Below are 22575 nucleotides of genomic sequence, written 5' to 3' on the forward strand. Positions count from 1 at the left end.
CTCCCTATCGCCCGCGGTCGCCATGGCCGGCGAGCACCCGCTCGAGGCCGTAGAGGCGGTCGAGCAGGATGAGTGCGATCATCGTAATCGCGATCACGCATGCGGAGACCGATGTCACCAGCGGGTCGATATTGTCTTGAATGTAAAGGAACATGCGCACTGGCAAGGTCTCGATGCCCGGGGCAGCGAGAAAGACCGTCATCGTAACTTCGTCGAAGGACTGGATGAAGGCCAGCATCCAGCCGCTCACGACTCCGGGCAGGATGAGCGGTAGCGTCACGCGGCGGAACAGTGTCCAGCTGTTTGCACCGAGCGAAACGGCCGCCATCTCGACCGAGCGATCCATGCCGGTCGCGGCCGCAAGCGTGAGCCGCAAAGCGAACGGAAACACGATAACGAGGTGCGCGATGAGGAGCGCCGGAAAGGTGCCGCTCAACCCTGTCTGCGTGAAGAAGCGCAGGAAGGCGATTCCAAGCACAACGTGCGGGATCATCAGGGGTGACAGGAAGAGTGCCGATAGAGCATCGCGGCCGCGAAACCGGTGGCGTGCGATGGCCAGCGCCGCAGGCACGGCGAACAGGAGGGCGATGAGGGACGATACTGCTCCGAGCCAGATGCTGATCCAGAACGCATTGATGAATTCGGGGTAGTCTGCGATGGCCCTGAACCAGCGCAGCGAAAACCCGTTCACTGGCAGCGATAGGAAACCCTCCGGCGTGAAGGCCACGAGGCAGACCACGACAATCGGCGCCGTCATGAAGACTACGAAGAGGGCATGAAAGCTAAGCGCGAGGGGTCCATTGCGGCTCATCGAAACACCTCAGCGTAGCGTCGCTCGATGAGTGCGTTGCTGCCGATGACGATCAAAACCAACGCGACGAGCAGTAGCACGGCCACGGCTGCGCCAAGCGGCCAATTCAGCGTATTGAGGAACTCGTCATAGGCGAGGGTAGATGCCACCTTGAGACGGCGCCCGCCGATGATCGCCGGCGTCGCAAAGGCGCTCGCCGCGAGTGAGAACACGATGATTCCTCCTGACAGCACGCCTGGCATGATCTGCGGCAAGATGATCCGGCGTATGATCGTCAGGGACCCCGCGCCGAGCGAGAGCGCTGCATTCTCAATTTGCGGGTCGATCCGCTGCAAGGCAGCCCAGACCGACAGCACCATGAAGGGCAGCAGGACATGGGCGAGCGCGACGACGACGCCGGTCTCCGTGAACATGAAGGGGATTGGCGTCTGAATGAGCCCGATCGACATCAGCGCCTTGTTGACGATGGCGTTGTTGCCACCAAACAGGAGCGCCCATCCCAGTGTCCGCGCTACAACCGAGATCAGGAGTGGGCCGAGGATGATGAGCAGGAAGAAACCCTTCCAGGGCGCCCGCATGCGGTTGAGAATATAGGCTTCCGGCGCTCCAAAGATCGCGGTGATGAGCGTCGCCAGCGCAGCGATCCGGAAGGTGCGCGCGAACATCTCGTGGAAGTAGGAGTCCGTCCAGATCTCCTGCCAGTTCTTAAGGATGAAGACCGGTTCGATGCCCTTGTACTGCCCCCAGTCATAGAATGAGAGCAGCACCGTCATTACAAGTGGCACTATGACGACGCCGACGAAGAACATCAGCGCCGGCAGAAGCAGCGGCCAGGGCACACGCCTGCCGGCACGCTCCCGACTGGCGGGTGCTGGAGCGACGGCGCGCTGATGTGTGGTTGGTGCGGAGGAGACAGCGCTCATTGCGCTCCCTCGCGTGGGCGGACACCCATATCCTCGGCGCGCCAGATAAGGCGCACGTTCGCGCCTTCGGCGGGTTGCGCAGGACCGCTGTTCTGGCGGATCACGATGGCAGGACCGCATTCAGTCTCGCACTGGAACAACCAATGATTGCCCTGGAAGATGCGGGCCGCAATGCGCGCCTTCACGCCCCTGTCAGCCTCGTCCCCGAAGGCGATCTTTTCTGGACGAACGGCAATCGTTACCTGCCCGGACAGGCCGGCGGGGGCCGGCCATACGCAGGATCCTGCCACAAGGCGTGGCGGGGCTGAAACCCGGTCGATCTCGCCGCCAAATTCGTTGGTCTTGCCGAGGAACTGCGAGACGAACGCGGAAGCGGGGCGCTCGTAAGCCTCCTCCGGCGTCCCGATTTGCTCGACGCGCCCATTGTTCATGACGATGACGCGATCCGACAGCGCCATGGCCTCGGTCTGGTCGTGCGTCACGAGCACGGTAGTCGTGCCGAGATTGCGCTGGATTTGGCGCAATTCGATCTGCATCTCCTCCCGTAGCTTGGCGTCGAGATTGGAGAGCGGCTCGTCGAGGAGCAGCACGTTTGGCCTGATGACGAGCGCGCGCGCGAGCGCCACGCGCTGCTGCTGCCCACCCGACATCCGGCGTGGATGGCGCTCCGCATAGGCTTCGAGCCCGACCATGGCGAGCGCATCCCGCACGCGCGCCTCGCGCTCGGCGCGCGGCACCCCGCGCATCTCGAGTCCGAAGGCGACATTTTCGGCCGCAGTCATGTGAGGAAACAGGGCATAGCTCTGGAATACGATGCCTAGGCCGCGCTTCGCCGGCTTCACACTCGCAAGATCACGCCCGTCGAGGCGGATCGTCCCCTCCGACAGGTCCACGAAGCCGGCGATCATCTGTAGCGTCGTCGTCTTGCCGCAGCCGGACGGCCCCAGGAACGAGATGAACTCGCCCTTAGCAACGGACAGAGACAGGTCATTGACAGCAAGATGATCGCCGAAGCGCTTGCTCACGCGATGAAGTTCGAGAAAGGACATGCAGGAACCAGAATAGCGACCGACCCCGGGCAATTCCGGGATCGGATGTTCGAGTCAGGAGGCGGTGCGAGTCAGCGCTCGACCTCTCGGTTCCAGCGCTTCGTCCATTCTTCGCGGTGAGCGTTGATGGTCGGCCAGTCGGGGTTGTAGAGCTTGGACGCCCGCTCGCCGATCGGCGCCATCTTTGCAAGTTCGGCAGGCACCTGCACGTTCTTGTTGACCGGCCCATAGCCATAGTCCTTGAGCAGGATGAGCTGCATCTTGGGCTCGAGCATTGACTTGATGAACTCGGAGGCAAGCGGCGAGGCATTAGCCTTCTCGACCGGGCAGGCCGAGGCGAGCAGCGTCACGGCGCCTTCCTTCGGGTAGACAAAATCTACCGGAAAGCCGGTATTGGCGAAGGACTGCACGCGGCCTGTACCCCATACGGCGAGCACGGCCTGGCCCGACTGGAAGAGTTCCGTCATCTTGCCGGGTGAAGGCTCGTAGACCAGCACATTCGGGTTCACTTGCTCCTTCATGATCTTGAAGCCAGGCTCGATGTTCTTTTCGCTGCCACCATTCATCTTGGCGAACATGACCAGCGTGTAGAGACCATATGTGTTGTTGATGGGCGGGACGACGATTAATTGCTTGAATTTCGCATCCTTGAGATCGTCCCATGAAGTCGGAGCGGGCCAGCCCTTCTCCGCGAAGTACTTCGTGTTGTACATCAGGCCAGTGGCGATGATGCCAATGGCGACGGCGCGGTCGTCCTTGAAGCGCGCAGCTTCGTAGAGATCGGCGGCCGGGACACCCTGAATTCTGCCGCAGAAGCCGAGAGCGATCGCCTGATACATTGGACCGTCATCGACGATGGCGACATCGATCTGCTGGTTGCCTTTCTGAGCCTGCAACTTAGCCAGCGTGTCCGTGGAATTGCCGGCAATGTATTCGATCTTCACGCCGTGCTTCTTCTCGAAGTCCGGAATGACCTCGTCGCGCATCGTCTTCTCGAACGACCCGCCATATCCCGCTACGTAGAGCGTCTGTTGCGCAGCTGCGGGGATCGCCGACGCGATGAGGCCCACAAGGCCCGCGGCGACGAATGTACCGGAAATCCTCATACGACTTTCTCCTCCCGGCGTCGCCGCAATGGGCGACAGTTGTGAATTGGCGTCGCCGCCCCGGGCGACGGTTGGGAACCGTTCCAAGGTATGTCTTGATCGTCAAATGCATAATGATACCCTGTTCATGATCTAATGTTATGAAGGGAGTCGGCTTGGCGCGCATCAATCTGAGGCAAGTGGAAGCGTTCCGCGCGGTGATGCTGTCGGGCAGCGTGACGGCAGCAGCGGACATGATGGGCGTAACGCAGCCGGCGGTGAGCCGATTGTTGCGCGATCTCCAAGCTCTGTTGAGAATGCCGCTCTTCGAAAAGCGGGGGACAGGTCTCGTGCCGACTGCCGCGGCCACCGCCCTCTATGCAGAAGTCGAACGCTCCTTCGTGGGTCTCGACCGAATCGTGGAGGCCGCGGAGGAAATCCGCACCCGCCGCACGGGAATGCTGCGTATCGCTGCCATGCCCGCCCTATCGAACGGAATCATGCCACGCTTCGCCGGACGATTCGTTGCAGACCGGCCCAACCTCGACTTAGCCTTCTTTGGAATAATTTCGCCGCTCGTCATCGATTGGGTGCTCAATCTCCAGTGCGACATCGGCTTTGCGGAAGCTGCGATGGTCCACGCTGGGCTGCCGACGATCCCGATGCCGGTACTGCCGCGGGTCGCTGTTCTGCCAGAAGGGCATCACCTGTGCGCCAAGACGATGCTCCGTCCGCATGACTTTGAGGGAGAGACCTTCGTATCCCTGACAGCCGGTAACGCCAGTAGACACCTAATCGACGGCGTTTTTACAAGGGACGGCATCTCTCGCGTCCTGCGGCTCGAGACGCCTCTGTCGGAAATCATGTGCGGACTGGTTTCCTCTGGCGTGGGCGTCGGCATCTGCGATCCCTTCACGGCCGCCGAGTTCGCCTCGCGCGGTGTCGTCTCGCGCCAATTTCTGCCGCGCATCGATTTCGAATTTGCTGCCGTCTTTCCCCCACAACGCAGCCCCTCGGCAGTCGCGCAGGAATTCGTTGATGCCTTCGCGGAGGAGGTGCGCGCCATAGCGGCAAGCCTGTCGACCTGCCCCTGAGCACGCATCTCTGGTCGCTGTCGTCGTACGATCTTCGGGGTGCGAATTCTCACGGTCCGCGAGTGTTGACTATCCGGTCCATTCGAGATTCGAGCAGAATCCCCGAATCCGATGTCAGCGGCCGCCCGTCGCTCCCTGAGGGCGGCCATCGGCTTGTGGCAGGTGAATCGGCAGCGTCAAGCCCGGCTTGCCGGATGAACCTAGGCCTGTCATCTCCTCACCCTTTCGCCCTCCCACGGAAGATCCGTGCTTCTAGCCCGCCTCGCTCCCCCTCTTTTCGTCGTGATCTGGGCGACCGGATTCGTGGTCGCACGGGCGGTCGTCCCGCACTCGGATCCATGGACGTTTCTGGTCCTCCGCTACGCGCTCGCCATCTCCGCGCTCTCGGTCTTTGCCTTCCTGGTCAGAGCGCCTTGGCCGCGCGGGTCCATGGAATGGTTCAATGCCCTGGTGGCAGGAATCCTTCTGCACGGATTTTATCTGGGTGGCGTGTTCTTTGCCGTGAAGCATGGGCTTCCTGCCGGGATCGCCGCGCTGATCAGCAGCTTGCAGCCGCTTGCGACGGGCGTTCTCGTCGGGCCGCTCCTCGGCGAGCGCGTGACGCCGCGGCGTTGGGTCGGCATCGCGGTCGGGCTCACGGGTGCGATTCTCGTGGTGCTGCCGGGTCTTCTGGCAGCCGAGGGCTTCACGATATTCCCGGTCTTCGCCTGCCTCATCGCGATGCTGTCGATCACGCTCGGGACTATCTGGCAGAAGCGCACTGGAGGAGGGGGGGACCTGCGGACCCAGACCGTTGTCCAGTATCTCGGAGCCATTGCCATCACCTTGCCAGCTGCATTGCTGGTCGAGGAGGGCAGGTTCGACCTCGTTTTCCCGGCAATTGCCGGCCTCCTGTGGGCGGTCTTCGGGCTCTCGATCGGAGCGATCGGTCTTCTCCTCTACCTGATCCGGCGCGGCGCGGTCGCGGGCATCGCGACGCTGCTCTACCTCGTCCCTCCGGTGTCGGCCCTGATGGCCTTCTTTCTGTTCGGGGAGACCCTCACGCTGATCCAGATTTCGGGAATGGCCGTTGCAGCCCTCGGTGTCGCGGTTGCCAACCGACCCGACCAAGTCACGACAAATAGAGGGTCAACAGCGGCGCGGTGAGCGTTTATGCTGCACCGCACAGTTCCTGCCGAGGGCCCGATGACCGCCGTACCCGCTGCTGCCTTGCCATTACCCGAACTCGTCTCGACTGTCCGGGAGGCCGCGGACGCCGTCGCGGAACTCCTCGATGAAGCAACACGGCAGATCCGTGCGCTCGTCATCGTCGATGGGCGGCTTTCGCCGGAGAGGTTCGAGGCCGAACAGCACGCTGCACATGGCCTCGCATGGCTTGCGACCTATGTGACGGCGATTCGCGAGCTGGCCACTTACGCAGAGCGTCTTTCAGCCGAGGGCCGGCTGGGGGAAATCGAAGAATTGCTCGTTCGGGTCGGAGCCGGCGAATACCTCGAACAGGTGTTCGGCGGCATCCCGATGAGCCAGACGGAGTTCGTGCGGCTCTCGACCCTAGGGCTGCCGATGCGAGATGCGGCGCGGTTCCGCACTCCGGTCGTCGATGCCCTGATCGCATCAGGCAACACGGCTGCGCATCGAGCGCGTCTGGCTCGCCTTCTGCGCGAGAGAGGAAGCGGTGCGATCTTCGGGGATCCCGGCCTCGATGACACGCTCGAGGCGATCCGGTCGGAGATGCGCCGCTTCGGTGAAGCCGAGGTGGTGCCCCATGCCCATAAGTGGCACCTCGAGAACGCCTATATCCCGCTCGAGATCATCTCGAAGATGGCCGAACTCGGCGTGTTCGGCCTCACGATCCCGGAAGAATTCGGTGGCATGGGGCTCTCCAAGGTGTCGATGTGCGTCGTCTCCGAGGAGCTGTCGCGTGCCTACATCGGAGTCGGGTCGCTCGGGACCCGATCCGAGATTGCGGCCGAGCTCATCCTCGGCGGCGGGACCGAGGATCAGAAGATGCGCTTCCTGCCCGGCATCGCATCGGGCGAAATCCTTCCGACGGCCGTTTTCACGGAGCCGAATACCGGCTCGGATCTGGCCTCCCTGCGTACGCGGGCGGTGCGCGACGGCGATGTCTATCGTGTCCATGGCAACAAAACCTGGATCACGCATCCCGTCCGGGCGGATCTTATGACAATGCTCGTGCGCACGAATCCTGACGAGCCCGGTCACCGCGGCCTGTCGATCCTGCTGGCGGAAAAGCCGCGAGGAACCGACGAGATGCCGTTCCCCGTCGAGGGCATGAGCGGTGGCGAAATCGAGGTGCTCGGCTATCGCGGCATGAAGGAATTCGAGCTCGCGTTCGACGGCTTCGAGGTGCCGGCGGACAACCTCCTCGGCGGCGTGGAGGGTCAGGGATTCAAGCAGCTCATGCAGACCTTCGAGTCCGCGCGCATTCAGACGGCGGCGCGTGCCGTCGGCGTCGCTCAATCGGCTCTCGACCTCGGCTTGCGTTATGCCGAAGAGCGGATCCAGTTCGGAAAGCCGCTCGCCGCGTTTCCGCGCGTTTTCGACAAGCTCGTGCTGATGGCCGCAGAGATCCACATGGCGCGCCAGCTCACCTATTTCGCGGGCCGCGCAAAGGACGAAGGGAAGCGCTGTGATCTCGAGGCCGGCATGGCGAAGCTGATGGCTGCCCGAGTCGCGTGGTCCGCGGCCGACAATGCGCTCCAGATCCATGGCGGGAACGGCTTCGCGCAGGAATACCCAATCTCGCGGGTTCTATGCGACGCGCGAATCCTCTCGATCTTCGAGGGAGCCGCCGAGATCCAGGCGCAGGTCATCGCGCGGCGCCTGATCGAAAGCTGATCCGCGCGAGTCCAGCGGAAGGCGACCTCATGTCCGGCGGCGACGCGTAGGTCGCCGGCCCCGCTCAGTCCCGTTCTTCCGAGCCACCCTTCGACAGGGGACGCTGGTTGGTCTTTCCCGCCCGGGCAGCGCGTTTCGGAGGCTTCTCGTCGCCCGTCGAGGATTGCGAGCGCCCGCCGGACTGCGTCGCCGTGGGATGCCCTCTGACGAGGGTTCCCTTCGGGACGTCGACCACGTTTCCGGGGGCAGGCACGCGGCCGCGCGCTCCGGTCTCGCGATCCGTGTCGACAGGCCCCCCGCTCTCCGTGCGAGCCGCGCGGGGTGCCGGCGCGGTGCGTGCCGTGCGCGTGGTCGATTCGACGATCTCCTCGTTGGCGATCTCGAGGCGAACGGGACCCGCGCCCTTCTCGGGCGGAACCTCGTCGAAGCCGCGCACGCCGGCCGGCGAGCCGCTGCGCGGACGCCCGGCATCGATCTCGCTCATGCTCAGATCCGGGTCGATCTTCGTCGAGGCGCCCATCGTGCCGGTCGCCTTCTCGGCTGCGCGCTTGGTGTTGCCGACTTCATTCCGGCTGGTCGGACCGGCCACGAACTCGCCGCTGTTCTCCTCGGCAATCTCGTCGAGGGCCTGCTCGACCGTGGGCTCTTCAGTCTGGCCGCGCTTGTCCCGTGCCATGTCGTATCCTCCAATCCTGTTACAACTCGGTCGAGGCTATCGTAAGGGGCCAAAGCCCGTGTCCGATCCGCGGATATCGCGGGAGTTTCCCTCCGATGCTCTCGCCTTTCCGCAGCATGCAGTGATCTCCTGCGGGCTGCCGCATCTGCACCGACCGGCGCAGTGGCAAGAGCCCTCGAGCCGGCGAGTCACTGCTGGGTTCCTGCGAGCTCCCGTCCGATATCCTCGAGCTGCGCGATGTGCTCGCGCACGTGACCGAGAGCGAGCTTGGCGATCGTCGCCTGCTCGTGACTACGGGGATTGCTGCTCAGGAAGCGCTCGTGAATCGCCGCGAGCTCTCGGTGCTTCTCCAATTGCAGATTGACATAATCCCGATCGAAGGCGAGACCCGGCTGTGCTTGCGACATGCGCTGCATCATGGCGGAGCCCTGGTCCGAAATGACCGGCGCCGTCGCGGCTTCACGGCTCCCCGTCGAGGAGGTCGCCGCCGGTTCGGCAAGACCGTGGAGAACGTCGGTCAGCAGATTCTGTTCGGCCTCCTCCCATGCAGCGAACTGCTTCACGTGAGGATTCTGGGCCTTTGTCCGCGCGAAAGTGGAGGCTTGCAGGGTCACGGTTCCGGCGGCCAACGTGTCACGGACGTGGCTCTCATCGATGGCGCCGGACGGGGTTGCCGACGCAGCGCGCGCCGTGTCCGGGGCACCGCCGGTGCGCGGCCTTGCAGCCGTATCGGCCGGCGATCCGCCCCGCTGCAATCTCTGCTGTTGCTCCGTTTCGTTCGGCTGGCCCGGTATCGCACCAGCGCCGTCCTGCGTCGGTTTGGGAGTGACCGGAATCGGCGCCGTCATGGGATTGCTCTGCGCGAGCACCGGCACCGAGAGTCCGATTGTAAGAAGCGTCACCAGCCCTGAGCGAAGCATCGATGATCTCCTGCAGCCGTCCTTTCCCGAACGTCCGCAGGCCAAAATTGTTCGCGAGGTTTCTCGGGTTTGTGGCCCAGTACTCTACTCTTCTCCGTGTCGCAGAGGTCGAGCGCCAGGCAAGATCCGGCACAGGAGGGCAGACCCTCAGGACATCAGGCGCCACGTCCGTGCCGAAGGAAATTGGCCCGCCCTCAGTGGGCAGGCGCGAACTCACTCTGCCTCAGGCGGCAACGCCCAGCTTCTTCTGCAAACTCGTCGAAGACGTCGTGTACTGGAAGGTGAGCCGCCTGTCCGGATAGACGTAGCGGTGGACCTTCTGCGCTGCGAGCGCCCCCTCGTGAAAGCCGGAGAGGATCAGCTTCAGCTTCCCGGGATAAGTATTGATGTCGCCGATCGCGAAGATGCCGGGGATATTCGTCTCAAACTTCTCGGTGTCGACGGGGATCAGGTTCTCGTGGAGATTGAGCCCCCAATCGACCAGCGGGCCGAGCTTCATCGTAAGCCCGAAGAACGGAAGCATGACGTCGCAGGCGATCTCGACTGTCGAGCCGTCATCGCGGCGCATGATCGCTGCCTTGAGCTGCGGTGGCTCTCCTTTCAGAGCCACGACCTGACCAAGCTGCAGGTCCATCTCGCCTGCGGCGACGAGACGGCGCATCTGCTCGACGGTATGTGGCGCCGCCCGAAAGGCATCGCGGCGGTGCAGGAGCGTGAGACGCTCCGCCACCGGCTGGAGATTGACGGTCCAATCGAGCGCGGAATCGCCGCCGCCCACGATGAGAATCCGCTTCCCGCGGAATGTCTCCATCCGGCGCACGGCGTAGAACACACTCGTGTTCTCGTAGGCCTCAATGTTCTCGATCGGTGGCTTCTTGGGCTGGAACGAGCCTCCACCCGCCGCGACCACGACCGCCTTGCACGTGAAGCTCTTCCCGGCGTCGGTCATTAGGCGGAATCGCGGTGCTTCCGCCGTGCCGATCGATTCGAGCGAGAATACCATCTCGCCAAAATGGAACACCGGGTGAAAGGGCTCGATCTGCTTCATCAGGCTATCGACGAGACCTTGCCCGGTCACGACGGGAAGCGCCGGAATGTCGTAGATCGGCTTTTCGGGATAGAGTTCGGCACATTGGCCGCCCGGTTTCGGGAGGATGTCAATGAGATGCGCCTTGATGTCCAGGAGGCCCAGTTCGAACACGGCGAACAGACCAACCGGACCCGCCCCGACGATCACTACATCTGTCTCGATACTGTCGGTCATCGATCACTCTCCGGACACGCGTCACGCCTCTTCCCCGAAAGCACGCCCATCCTCGCTTGACAATGCCGCAGTCTCCGCGGCGAACCGTCGTTGCGCTCGGAGAGCATCCGAGGACTTGTCGAGACAAGCATTCATGGTCGCAGCGGCGATGTGGAGATGGTGTGGAAAATTCTCTGCAAAGACAAGGAGATGGGCACTGCGCCAAGAGCGGCAAGACCCCGATCGAGCCCCGCGCATGCGCCCGTCGCGCCAGCCGCAGCTTGTCAATGACGCAGCGGAACCCGAGAATGGATCATTCGTTGATTCCAGTTAGGCGAACGAATTGATTCGCTCGGACTTGAAGATGCCGGTCCTCGACGCGAAGGCCCTGGAAACCGATCCCAAGGGCCTGGAGTTCCTCCGGGATGTCTTGCGTGACACCAGGCCGTGGTGCTCGTCGGAATCTGCGGCGCGCGTACCCCGGAAAGGCTCCTGGCGTGCCGAAAGGGCGAGCATTACGCCGCTTGTACCGAGGCGCCCCTCAGGCGTGAGATTTCGATCATGGCGCGTGCTCTTGCCGCGCTGAAGTGATCCACGACTCCGGCGGCCGATCGCGTTTCCAGGAGACTCTCCTCGAGACGGCTGCATGCGTTACTGAGCTCCATGAACCCGAGCATTCCCGTTTGCGACACGAGACGGTGGGCTGCGCGGGCTGCTTCCGCGGGATCGCCGGCCCCGGGATCGAGTTCGGCGAGCTGGTCGCTCAGCTTTCGAAGCATCTGGCTCATCTTGTCGGTGCCGAGCAGGGCGCAGAGATCGTCGAAGACAGCCTGATCGAGAACCATGTCCTGCTCTTCACAATGCTCAGCTTGCGGTGGACCCGTCTCGACGACCACGAAATCGGAAATCCAGCGATCAATGACCGTATAAAGCTGCTCGCGATCGAAGGGCTTGCCGACATGGTCGTTCATCCCGGCCTTCCGGAACTCCTCGATCTGCTCGGGAAGCACGTTGGCCGTCATGGCGATGATGGGTAGGCTCCGCTCCGGGCCGGGCAACTCCCGGATGCGGCGTGTTGCCGTTAGCCCATCCATCCCGGGCATCTGGATGTCCATGAGGACGACGTCGTAGCTGTTTTTCCGGACAGCGTCGATCGCTTCCTGCCCATTCTCGGCGACATCCACCTGATGTCCCTGCGCTTCCAGGACGGCGCGAGCCAGGACATGATTGGCCTCGACATCCTCCACCAGGAGGATGCTTGCCGGGCGCAGGCCGGCACCAGCGCTCCGCTGGGACTCGGTTTGGCTGTATCGTGCCTCGGCCTTGCCGAGCTCGACGGTAAACCAGAACGTCGAGCCCTGGCCTTCCCGGCTTTCCACACCGATGGATCCTCCCATGAGCTCCACGAGGTGTTTCGAGATGGCGAGCCCGAGCCCCGTTCCTCCGAATTCACGGCTGATCGACCCGTCGATCTGGCTGAAGCGCTGGAACAGGCGAGACTGCTTGTCGAAGGGAATTCCGATACCCGTGTCGCTCACGCGAAACCGGATTCGATACCCGGACTCCGTGCTCCGCTCGACCCAAACGGTCAGCGCGACGGAGCCTTTCGGTGTGAACTTCACGGCGTTGTTGAGGAGATTCAGGAGCACTTGCCGGAGCCTGGCCTCGTCACCGTCGACCCAGGTCGGCAGGTTCGGGTCGAGGGATACACTGACCTCGAGGCGCTTCTTCGCGGCCATCGCTCGTACGATGGCGATGCAGTTGTCGATCAGGGCCTTGAGCGAGAGCGGCTGCATGGACAGGTCGACCTGACCGGCCTCGATCTTCGAGAAATCGAGGACATCGTTGACGACCGTCAGCAATGCCAAGCCCGCGGTCCGGATCCGCTCGACATAGCTCCGGGTCTCCGCCGCCATATCGGGATGGTCGAGGAGGAGATCCGCGAATCCCAGTATGCCGTTCAGCGGCGTTCGAATTTCATGGCTCATCGAGGCCAGGAACTCCGATTTCGCCTTGCTGACTCCCTCCGCATGTCTCCGGGCCGCCTCTGCGAGCGACTTCGCCTCGGCCAGCGCGACCTCGATCGTCTTGCGTACCGTGATATCCGTATAGGTCCGCACGGCACCACCGTCCGCGAGAGGAACGGTGCGGATCTCGAGAACAGTCCCGTTCGGACGCTCCCGCTCGTAGGTATGGCGGTTGCCGTTGACGCCGCGCTCTTTGACCCACTGCTTGAAGGCGGCATCACACCGGGTGAATTCGTCCTTGTCCAGCTGATACTGCCGCACCTCCGCGAAAGTCGGATGGCGGGAGAGGAGCGATTCCGGCAGGTCCAGCAGCTCGAGTGCGCGGTGATTGTAGACTTGCACGGTTTCCGTCGCGTCGAACATCACCAGGCCTTGATCCATGTTCTCAAGGGTGGCGCGCAACAGCTTCGTCTGCTGCCGAAGGCCGCGCTCGGCAACCTCGCGTCGCTGAACCTCTCGTGCGACGAGGACTCCGAGGAGAAGAAACCCGCCGATGATGACGAGTGTGATGACAAGGTCCCGCTTGCCGCGCCTGACCCATTCGGCCAGGATATCGGCCTTGCTGACGGTCGCTGCGATGACGAGCGGAAGCCGATCGACCGTCCGGTAAGCGGTGACGCGATTGGCTTGGTCAATGGAGCCCGAAACCTTGGGGGAGCCTTCCGGGGCGTCCCGAAGCCTCTCGCGCACGAGGGCGACGTCGGGATGCTCCCGTCCAACCACGCCGGCATTGGACGGATTGTGCGCCAGAAGAACCCCGTCCCGGCGAAGGAGCGAGATCATATTGCTGTGGCCGGTGCTGATGCTCTGGTAGAAGCGCTGAATGGGGCCAAGCGGGAGCGCCACGATGGCGACTGCAGGCTCGGCGGCATTGTCTCCCTGCACGGAGCGACTGAGCGGAATGAACCATTCCCCGCGCGTCTCATCCAGAAATGCCCGGCCGATCCAAAGATCGTTTTCCTGCCTCTCCCGGCGCTCGCGGAGGGTATCCGCCACGAAATCCGTGCGCAGAGCCGGCCCTCCGTGCGCAAGCACGGCGCCTGTCTTGCCCTCGACGATCAGGATCGACAGGACCGCCTCGTTCGTCTCCGCCAGAACATCGAGGAACCCGCGTCGGGAATCTTCCGGAACAGTTGCCGGGAGGCTGGAGCGAGTCACGATCTGCAACGTCGCGTCGGCTGCGAGAATGGTCTGGGCTGCATGCTGATCGAGAGCCCTGACGATCGTTTCGACGGAAGACCCTGCGACCGACGACAACTGTCGGTTCGACTGCCACACGACCCACAGGGTGAGCGCGACGAGGCTGAGACCGGCCAGTGCGACGCCAATCCAGATCGCCTTGCTGAAGGAGATCGCGGCACCGCTCCGCGGCGGCGTTCCACCAGACGGGTTTTCGGGCTCCTCCAACACGACTCCCTCGGGCCGGTTCGATCCGGGGCCATCCCCGGCCGGTCTGCACCGCGGCCACTATCCGCCACGACGTTTAAGGGGGCGTCAACTCGGCGGATGGCCGCGCCTCAAAACTTCCCATGTTTGACGAAGCGTTTGCCAGCCAAGGTTACGCAGCGGTGCCGCTCCCGTGCAGCCCGCGCTTGGCGAGAAGCGCCTCCGGCGTCGGGAGTCGTCCACGGAATGCCCGGTAAGCCTCCTCGGGGTCGCGCAGGTTTCCTGCCGAATAGATGAATTCCCTCAATCGTCTGGCGGTTTCGGCATGGAACGGATCACCTGCCTCCTCGAAGGCCTTGAAGGCGTCCGCGTCGAGCACTTCCGACCAGAGATAGCTGTAATAGCCAGCCGAATAGCCATCGCCCGCGAAGACATGCGCGAAATGCGGAGTGCGATGCCGCATGATGATCGTGTCCGGCATGCCGATGCGCTGCAGCGCCTCGCGCTCGAACGCCGTGACGTCGAGAACATCACCTTCGGTCAGGCGATGAAGGTCGAGATCAACGAAGGCGGACGCCAGATATTCGACTGTCGCGAAGCCCTGGTTGAAGGTTCGGGCGCCGATCAAACGCTCGAGCAACTCTTCCGGAATGGGCTGGCCGGTCTCGGTATGGATCGCAAAACGCTGGAGAATGGCTGGTTGCGAGAGCCAGTGCTCGTAGAGCTGCGACGGCAGTTCCACGAAATCCGTCGGAACGGCGGTCCCGGCGAGGAGCGGATAGGTAACGTCCGACAGGAGGCCATGAAGGGCATGGCCGAACTCGTGGAACAGCGTGCGCGCGTCGTCGAAGCTGAGCAGCGCCGGGTCCCCCTTCGCGAAGTTCATTACGTTGACGATGATCGGCCGCACGTCCCCGGTGAGCCGCTCCTGCGTCCGGAATGCACTCATCCAGGCGCCGCTCCGTTTACTCGGGCGGGCGAAGTAATCCCCGATGAACAACCCCACGGAACGGCCATCTTCTGCTTCGACCTCGAAAATACGAAGGTCGGGATGATAGCGAGGAGCGTCCCGGACTTCCGTGAAGCGCAGGCCAAACAGGCGGTTCGCCGTGTCGAAGGCCGCCGCGATCATGCAGTCGAGCTGAAAATACGGTTTGATCGCCGCCTCATCGAGATCATGGCGCAGGCGCCGGAGCCGCTCGCTGTAGTAGCGCCAGTCCCAGGGAGCGATCCCGTCGTTCAATCCGTCCGCGCGGGCGAGCGCCTCGAGATCCGCCTGCTCCTCCCGGGCACGGGCAACGGCGGGATCCCAGACCTCGCGTAACAGGTTCTCGACGGCCGCGGGATTTTTCGCCATCGTGTCGGCGAGCTTGAACGCCGCGAATGTCTCGTAGCCGAGGAGGAGCGCACGCTCCTCGCGCAACCGGATCATCTCGGCGATGATCGGCTTGTTATCGGTCTCCCCGTCGTGATCACCCCGGCTCGCCCAGGCGGCGAATGCCTTCTCTCTCAGGTCCCGGCGACTCGAGAACTGGAGAAACGGCTCGATGCTCGAGCGCGCCAGCGTGATGACGTGGCGACCGGTGAGGCCACGTTCTTCGGCCGCCCGGGATGCCGCCTCCTTCACGAACGCCGGAAGCCCCGCGAGGTCGTCCTCGTCCTTGAGCACGAGGCAGTAGGACTTCTCGTCGGTGAGCACGTTCTGCGCAAAGCGTGTGCCCAGTTCGGCAAGGCGTTCCATGATCTGCGCGAGCCGGGCCTTGTTATCCGGGCCGAGACGGGCTCCCGCCCTCAGGAACATGGTGTGATAGCGGTTCAGGACCCTCCGCTGTTCGGGCGAGAGCGCATCGCCATCCTGGGCTGCCGCGAGAGCATCGACGCGCCGGAACAGCGCCTCGCTCATGAAGATCGCCGTGCGGTGGCGTGCGAGGCGCGGGGCCATGTCGCGTTCGATCGCCTGCAGGGCATCGTTCGTATGGGCGCCCGTCAGGTTGTAGAAGAGTGCCGAAACGCGCTTCAGCAACTGACCCGATTTCTCGAGCGCCTCGAGCGTATTCCCGAAGGTCGGCGCCTCGGGCGAGCCGGCGATCGCATCCACCTCCGCGATATGCAGCGCGAGAGCTTTTTCGAAGGCCGGCGGGAAATGACCGGGGCGAATGGATTCGAAGGGGGGCAGGCCAAACGGGGCCGTCCAAGTCTGGAGAATGGGGTTCTCGGCGTCACCTTCGGGACTTGTCATGTCGTTTCATCCAATCTGGTCGTTTTCTATGCAGGTGCGCGGTCCTGGCGGTCGATAGCAGTTTCCAAAGGACGTGCTCAGGTCTCGACGGATGCTATCCGGTAGGTGCGCGGCCGGTTTCCTCGCGGGTGAGCTGATGCTTCAGGAAAGCCAGTGTGCGCTGCATCGCATCCTCCGCGGCCGCGCCGTGGAAGCCGTGCCCCTGTCCCGGATAGATCACGGCTTCGACCAGCACCCCCTGCTCGCGCGCCAGGGCTTCGACGGCATGGGCGTTTGCTACCGGGACGATCCGATCGGCCGCGCCGTGCAGGACCAGAAGCGGCGGCAGGAGGGCGTCCTTCGCAATCGCCCCGTGCGGTACCGGGCCGGAATAATGGACGAGAGCGCGAACCCTTCGATCCGATGAAGCGACGGCCAAGCCGAGCGCAGCCCCGAGCGAGATCCCAACGATTGCGATCCGGTCGCGATGGGCTTCGGGCCGGTCCTCCACGAAGGTGAGCGCGTCGGCAACCACATTGATCCAGGCCGGGAAGTTCCGGAACATGCTGGCGAGCGATGCACGCATCTCGCCTGTCCGGTCCAGATAATGAACGAAGTAAACGTTGAAGCCGGCTGCCGCGATCGCGCGCGCCCGCGCGATACATGGCATTGCTCCGCGGCCCATCCGCACCGTGCAGCATGATCACGGCGGGCGCGCTGGTTCCCAGTGCGGAAAAGAGGTCGACTCTGATCCGGCTCGCACCGCTCCTGAACGTTAGTTCCTGCTCTCGGATTGCGGCATCCGCACTGGAGAGCAGAGGCGAGAAGGGCAGGGCGACCGCCCCCGTGAGGAGCGCACGTCGTGTGGTCGGCATGGAATGGATTGCAGGGACCTTTGACGAACAACCTGCAACATGGGGGTGTCCTCCCTGGATCCGCAGAGGGGCAAATGGCCCCATCGAGCCGGCAGGCAGCTCACGGCCAAGGATCGTTCATCCGGCTTTGGCGTTGAGGGGGAGCCGCCGCGAAGGCGGCTCGAGGACCCGTATTGATGCCCGACCCATCCAGCACGCCGAAATCCCAGCAGCCGGAGATCCCTCCAGCGGGCGTGCCGAGCCTGTCCGGTCTCACGACCCTGGCGGTCGGTGTCGTCATCGTCGCCGCGCTCTTCGTGGGACGAGACGTGTTCCTCCCGGTCGTTTTGGCGCTTCTGCTCGCCTTCGTGCTCACCCCGCTCGTGAACCTCCTCCGGCGCCTGCATTTCAGCCGCGTGCCGGCGGTAATTACGGCCGTTCTGTTCGCCCTGACCATTCTCATGCTGCTCGCGGGCACCATCGGGCTACAGGTCGCGAGCCTTGCAAGCGACCTTCCGCTCTACCAGCGCACATTCCACGAGAAGGTATCGTCCCTGCGCGAGGGGGCCATCGGACGCATCCCCGAATTCCTCAAGAGCGTGGATCGGGAGATCGAGCGGGCCACGAAGGAGACGCCCGCAACGGCGCCCGCTCCTGCCCCCGATCCTGCTCCTGCCGCGTCGGCACCCGAGGAGCCCCAGCCGATCCCGGTCGAGGTCCACGAGCGCGAGGAGACGCCGCTCGAGCTTTCACGCAGAGTGCTGGCGCCGCTCGTCGAGCCGCTGGCTATGACCGGAATCGTGTTCGTGGTCCTGGTCTTCGTTCTCCTCCAGCGCGAGGATCTGCGCGACCGGCTGATCCGCCTTTTCGGTTCGAGAGATCTTCATCGCACGACCGTGGCGATGGACGATGCGGCCCACCGGCTGAGCCGCTACTTCCTGATGCAGCTCGGGATGAATGCGGCATTCGGGGCCTTCATTGCTGCCGGTCTATGGCTCATCGGTGTTCCCTCTCCGCTCCTCTGGGGGATCTTCACGATGCTGATGCGGTTCGTCCCCTATATCGGCTCGTTTCTGGCCGCTGGAGCGCCGGCCATTCTGGCGGCAGCGGTGGACCCGGGCTGGACAATGCTGCTTGCGACCGTGGCGCTCTTCCTCGTCAGCGAGCCGATCATGGGCCATGTGATCGAACCGCTCGTCTATGGCCAGAGCACCGGGCTTTCGCCGTTCGCGGTCGTGCTGTCCGCCATCTTCTGGACCTGGCTCTGGGGGCCGATCGGCCTGATCATCGCGACGCCGCTCACCCTCTGTCTCGTCGTGCTCGGGCGACACGTCGAGCGGCTGGAATTCCTGGACGTGCTGCTGGGCGACCGGCCCGCGCTCACGCCCGCCGAGAATCTATATCAGCGCATGCTCGCCGGGGATCCGGACGAGGCGGTAGAGCACGCGGAACTTCTTCTCAAGGACCGCTCTCTGACGTCCTATTACGACGAGGTGGCTTTGCCGGGCCTTCGGTTCGCTGCGAGCGATGCCGCCCGCGGCGTTCTGAGCGTCGCGCAGATCAGCCGTATCAACGAAGCCGTGCAGGCACTTGTATCGGATCTCAGCCCGCACACCGACGAGCCGCCGGATGATGACAAGCCGAACGAGCCGGTCGCGCCCCCGAACGATGAGGTGCCGACCGAGCGCACACCAGCCGCTCCGCCGGACCAGCCCCGGCCGGAGGACATTCCCGCCGAGTGGCGAGTCGACGGTGCCATTCTCTGCATTGCGGGTCGGGGTCCGCTCGATGAGGCTGCCGCGATGATGCTAGCGCAACTCCTGCGCAAATATGGCTTCGGGACCAAGGTCTTGCCCCATGCCGCGGTATCTCGTTCGGCGATCGGCAGCCTCGATGTCTCGGCAGTTCGGATGGCCTGCATCTCGTATCTCGAGATCAGCGGGACGCCGGCTCATCTTCGCTATCTTCTGCGTCGCCTCCGGCAACGCGTCGCAACGGCGCCGATCCTCGTCGGTCTCTGGCCCGCCGATGATGCAATCCAGCAGGACGAGAATCTACAGACGGCCGTCGGCGCAGACCACTTCGTCGCCTCACTCCGCGAGGCTGTCCTCTGCTGCCTCCGGGAAGCAACGGGACAGCCGGCTGGGAATGGCCACCCCGAGGAGGGAGAAGCCGTGTCGGGCAAGGCACGGCGGATGCCCGAGAAGGTTCCACTGCCGGCCTGAGCGGATTTCGGAGAATCGGACTGCCGTGCGGCTCATCAGAAACTGAGCGGTGCGTTGTCGACGACTTCCTTCATGACAAAGAAAGTGCGCGTTTGCCGGACACCCGGTAGCGCGATCAGCTTCTCGGCGTGCAGCCGGTTGAAATCAACAATATCTCGCACGCGTATCTTCAGGAAGTAATCGAAATCGCCAGCCACAAGATGGCAATCGAGCACGACTGGCAGATCCCGGATCGCTGCTTCGAAGGCGCCGAAGCTCTCAGGTGTGGAGCGGTCGAGCACAACTCCTACGAAGGCGAGGGTCCCCCGGTCGACCCGATGTGGCGCAACCTGGGCCCGCACGGCACCAACGTATCCATCTGCGAACAACCGCTGGACCCGACGGTGGCAGGTCGCTGGACTGGTATTCACCCGTTTTGCAATGTCAGCATTGCTGAGACGCCCGTCAGCTTGAAGCAGACGGAGAATTTTCAGATCTGTCCGGTCAAGCGCTCCCCTGCTGGTGGATCCGTTCATTTTAGCGCCTTCAGTCGAAAGGAAATCACAGCATACAGTCGCTCTTAGAGAGATCGGAGAAATAACGGACTATACTATGAGAGGACGTTTCAATCCAGTCCTGGTAGCTTCGTCGCATCCAAACATCCGGAGACCTGCCTGCCATGTTGGAAAAATTCGAGCGGTATCCTCTCACCTTTGGTCCGACTCCGATCGAGAAACTGGAGCGGCTGTCAGCTCACCTGGGTGGACGGGTCGAGATCTTCGCCAAGCGAGAAGATTGCAATTCCGGGCTGGCATTTGGCGGCAACAAGCTGCGCAAATTGGAGTATATCGTGCCGGATGCCATTGCGAGCGGAGCCGATACGCTTGTCTCGATCGGTGGCGTGCAGTCCAATCACACACGGATGGTTGCGGCCACTGCCGCGAAGATCGGTATGAAATGCCGTCTGGTTCAGGAGAGTTGGGTGCCGCACGACGATGCGGTCTATGACCGGGTCGGCAATATCCTGCTGTCCCGAGTCATGGGTGCCGAGGTTCAGCTCGTTGACGAAGGCTTCGATATCGGGATCCGTGAGAGCTGGGAAAATGCCCTCGAGGATGTGAGGGCGAAGGGCGGCAAACCCTATCCGATCCCTGCAGGAGCATCCGTTCACAAACTCGGTGGTCTCGGCTATGTCGGTTTTGCAGAGGAAGTACGGAAGCAGGAAGTTGCACTCGGCTTCACATTCGACTTCGTCGTGGTTTGCACCGTAACCGGATCGACTCACGCAGGCATGGTCGTCGGCTTCGCCAAAGATGGACGCCACCGCAGTGTGATCGGTATCGACGCTTCGGCTACCCCGGCCCAGACCCGGGCCCAAGTTCTGGATATTGCTCGGAAAACTTCGGATCTGATTGGCGGAAAGAACATCGATCCTGAGGATATCGTGCTGAATGAAGATCACGCGTATCCCGTATACGGGATCCCGTCCAAGGAAACTCTCGAGGCCATCCGGCTTGCAGCACGCCTCGAAGGCATGATGACCGACCCGGTTTACGAGGGGAAATCCATGCAGGGAATGATTGACCTTGTCAGGAAAGGTTTCTTTCCCGCCGGTTCGAGAATTCTGTACGCACATCTGGGCGGCGTACCCGCCATCAACGGCTACAGTTATACGTTCCGAAACGGATGATCCGTCGCCAATGCCATTACTGGCGCGCTGCACGGCGCAGCGCCGCCCGCGCAAGCAGGCGTGTGGAATCGAGCGTCGGCAGCGGAGAATTCAAGTCGTTGACGATCAAGGGGATCTCGGTGCAACCCAGTATGACGGCCTCGCAACCCTCATCCTTCATTCGTCCGATCACTCGCTGAAGGGAGGCGACCGCCTCGGGCCTGAAGACGCCGTAAACCAGCTCTTCCATGATGATGCGGTTGATCTCTTCGCGGTCGACGGCGTCCGGGCGAACAAAATCCAGCCCGCGTGCGGTAAGCTTGTCGGGATAGACCTCGCTGTCGACGAGCCAGCGGGTTCCGGTCAGGCCAAGGCACCGGTAGCCATGTTCGACGGCCTGTTCGGCGACGATCTCGGCGATGTGCAGCCAGGGGAGCGGCGATCGCGGCTCGACGAAGGGAAGCGCCTGGTGAATGGTGTTGTCGGGACAGATCAGGAATTCGGCGCCGGTCCTGGCAAGCTTGTCCGCTGAGCTGAGCATCAGCTCGCCCACGCCCTTCCAGTCGTGGCGGCCGATGCGGTCCACGTAGTCGGCAAGCGAGTACGTGTGCATGGAGACTTCGGGATGAGCAAGTGGTCCGAGGAGCTGCGCACCTTCCGTGCAGATGGTCCGGTAGCAGAGGGCTGCTCCTTCGGCCGAACAGGCGACGATACCGATGTGTCGGGGCATGGAGGCTCCTTTCGTCGTCAGGCCCGTCTCGCCATAGCCGGGATGCCAGAGCCAAGCCATCGCCTGTCCGGGCCGGAGTCATGCCGCATGATCGGGCAATCGCTCATCCGTCCCCAGCACGGTGCCCGTGCAGGGGCTCCGAGCAATGCGAGAGCCAAGTACTCGCACAGGATCGTCGGCGCCTCGACCACGTTGTATCCTGACGGAGGAATCGTCGCATCGAAGCGGCTGGATCTGAGGAGGAAACGGCAATGACGACACAGGCACGGATGGATTCGCTGCAGAGCATCGGCTTCGAGGTGCAGGATCCGCAGCGCTTTGCCAACAACATGGCCCTCCTGCTCGGGGAAACCAGCAACGCCGTCGCTGCCCTGTTCCAGCCGCAGTTGGCAGATCCGACGGCGGCGAGCAGCATGGACGAGATCACCCCCGTCGCGAAGACTTTCGCGCAGGTCCAGCAGGCTTGGCTGAGCCAGCCGGGGACGATTCTCAAGGCTCAATCGGAACTCTGGCAATCCTATCTGGACCTATGGAACTCGTCCGTGCGGCAGATGATGGGCCTGGGCAGTGGTGAGACGGCGCTTCCCGAGAAGGACAAGCGCTTCAAGAGTCCGGACTGGTCGGAGAACCAGTTCTTCGATTTCATGAAGAAGTCGTATCTGATCACGTCCAATTGGGCGGAGCGTCTGGTCGATGAAGTCGAGGGGCTCGATCAGGACACCCATCACAAGGCTCGTTTCTACACGAAGCAGATCGTCAACGCGGTCGCTCCGTCGAACTGGGTGTTCACGAATCCCGAGCTTCTGCGTGAGACCTTTGCCTCCGAT

Annotated in this window: 17 protein-coding genes and 1 pseudogene; 6 read left to right on the forward strand and 12 right to left on the reverse strand. The window is 63.1% G+C overall.

Annotation, left to right across the window (positions count from 1 at the left end):
- Positions 1-4: 4 nt before the first annotated feature.
- The 4 genes from BN1233_RS03190 to BN1233_RS03205 form a co-directional block, all read right to left on the reverse strand.
- The gene (locus BN1233_RS03190) at positions 5-811 is read right to left on the reverse strand and encodes an ABC transporter permease (RefSeq protein ID WP_046861974.1); all 807 of its coding nucleotides are present in this window, start codon (positions 809-811) and stop codon (positions 5-7) included.
- Positions 808-1734, reverse strand: a complete 927-nt coding sequence (locus tag BN1233_RS03195) for an ABC transporter permease (RefSeq protein ID WP_082145118.1) — start codon at positions 1732-1734, stop codon at positions 808-810. Before BN1233_RS03195 ends, BN1233_RS03190 begins: the two co-directional genes overlap by 4 nt.
- Positions 1731-2783 carry an ABC transporter ATP-binding protein gene (locus BN1233_RS03200; RefSeq protein ID WP_046861976.1) on the reverse strand — a complete coding sequence of 351 codons (1053 nt, stop codon included), beginning with the start codon at positions 2781-2783 and terminating at the stop codon, positions 1731-1733. Before BN1233_RS03200 ends, BN1233_RS03195 begins: the two co-directional genes overlap by 4 nt.
- Positions 2784-2854: 71 nt before the next feature.
- A complete protein-coding gene (locus BN1233_RS03205) occupies positions 2855-3889 on the reverse strand; it encodes an ABC transporter substrate-binding protein (protein ID WP_046861977.1) in 1035 nt (344 codons plus the stop codon).
- A gap of 155 nt (positions 3890-4044) precedes the next feature.
- On the opposite strand from BN1233_RS03205, the gene BN1233_RS03210 reads away from it, so the two are divergent.
- From BN1233_RS03210 to BN1233_RS03220, 3 genes are all read left to right on the forward strand, one after another.
- Entirely contained in the window at positions 4045-4962 is a 918-nt protein-coding gene (locus BN1233_RS03210; protein WP_046862435.1) for a LysR substrate-binding domain-containing protein, read from the forward strand.
- 246 nt (positions 4963-5208) lie between these two features.
- Positions 5209-6108, forward strand: coding sequence for a DMT family transporter (locus BN1233_RS03215; RefSeq protein ID WP_046861978.1), 900 nt, complete (start codon positions 5209-5211; stop codon positions 6106-6108).
- A 39-nt stretch (positions 6109-6147) separates the two neighbouring features.
- Complete coding sequence (locus BN1233_RS03220; RefSeq protein WP_046861979.1) at positions 6148-7821, forward strand: acyl-CoA dehydrogenase family protein; 1674 nt, start codon at positions 6148-6150, stop codon at positions 7819-7821.
- A 64-nt stretch (positions 7822-7885) separates the two neighbouring features.
- Here the strand turns inward: BN1233_RS03220 and BN1233_RS03225 are convergent, their stop codons facing one another.
- The 6 genes from BN1233_RS03225 to BN1233_RS03255 form a co-directional block, all read right to left on the reverse strand.
- On the reverse strand, positions 7886-8497 hold the full coding sequence (locus tag BN1233_RS03225) for a hypothetical protein (protein ID WP_046861980.1): 612 nt from the start codon (positions 8495-8497) through the stop codon (positions 7886-7888).
- Between the two features lie 188 nt (positions 8498-8685).
- Entirely contained in the window at positions 8686-9417 is a 732-nt protein-coding gene (locus BN1233_RS42585; protein WP_048708835.1) for a DUF4142 domain-containing protein, read from the reverse strand.
- A 223-nt stretch (positions 9418-9640) separates the two neighbouring features.
- Positions 9641-10681, reverse strand: a complete 1041-nt coding sequence (locus BN1233_RS03235) for an NAD(P)/FAD-dependent oxidoreductase (RefSeq protein WP_046861981.1) — start codon at positions 10679-10681, stop codon at positions 9641-9643.
- 494 nt (positions 10682-11175) lie between these two features.
- Positions 11176-14097, reverse strand: coding sequence for an ATP-binding protein (locus BN1233_RS03245; RefSeq protein ID WP_052763683.1), 2922 nt, complete (start codon positions 14095-14097; stop codon positions 11176-11178).
- 148 nt (positions 14098-14245) lie between these two features.
- A complete protein-coding gene (locus BN1233_RS03250) occupies positions 14246-16312 on the reverse strand; it encodes a M3 family metallopeptidase (RefSeq protein WP_046861983.1) in 2067 nt (688 codons plus the stop codon).
- 94 nt (positions 16313-16406) lie between these two features.
- Entirely contained in the window at positions 16407-16961 is a 555-nt protein-coding gene (locus BN1233_RS03255) for a dienelactone hydrolase family protein (RefSeq protein WP_048708833.1), read from the reverse strand.
- A 381-nt stretch (positions 16962-17342) separates the two neighbouring features.
- Between BN1233_RS03255 and BN1233_RS03260 the strand changes: the two genes are divergently transcribed.
- Positions 17343-19370 (forward strand): AI-2E family transporter, encoded by a 2028-nt coding sequence (locus tag BN1233_RS03260; RefSeq protein ID WP_082145121.1) that lies wholly within the window; start codon positions 17343-17345, stop codon positions 19368-19370.
- Positions 19371-19405: 35 nt separating this feature from the next.
- On the opposite strand, the gene BN1233_RS03265 is transcribed toward BN1233_RS03260, so the two are convergent.
- Entirely contained in the window at positions 19406-19885 is a 480-nt protein-coding gene (locus BN1233_RS03265) for an Lrp/AsnC family transcriptional regulator (protein WP_046861984.1), read from the reverse strand.
- A 143-nt stretch (positions 19886-20028) separates the two neighbouring features.
- On the opposite strand from BN1233_RS03265, the gene BN1233_RS03270 reads away from it, so the two are divergent.
- A complete protein-coding gene (locus tag BN1233_RS03270; protein WP_046861985.1) occupies positions 20029-21039 on the forward strand; it encodes a 1-aminocyclopropane-1-carboxylate deaminase in 1011 nt (336 codons plus the stop codon).
- A gap of 16 nt (positions 21040-21055) precedes the next feature.
- On the opposite strand, the gene BN1233_RS03275 is transcribed toward BN1233_RS03270, so the two are convergent.
- Positions 21056-21808, reverse strand: a complete 753-nt coding sequence (locus tag BN1233_RS03275; RefSeq protein WP_244470837.1) for an aspartate/glutamate racemase family protein — start codon at positions 21806-21808, stop codon at positions 21056-21058.
- A 191-nt stretch (positions 21809-21999) separates the two neighbouring features.
- Here BN1233_RS03275 and BN1233_RS49470 point away from each other — a divergent pair.
- Positions 22000-22575 (forward strand): annotated as a pseudogene (locus BN1233_RS49470) (class I poly(R)-hydroxyalkanoic acid synthase); the annotation flags it as partial.

This window comes from Microvirga massiliensis, assembly GCF_001006805.1.
GTDB lineage: Bacteria > Pseudomonadota > Alphaproteobacteria > Rhizobiales > Beijerinckiaceae > Microvirga > Microvirga massiliensis.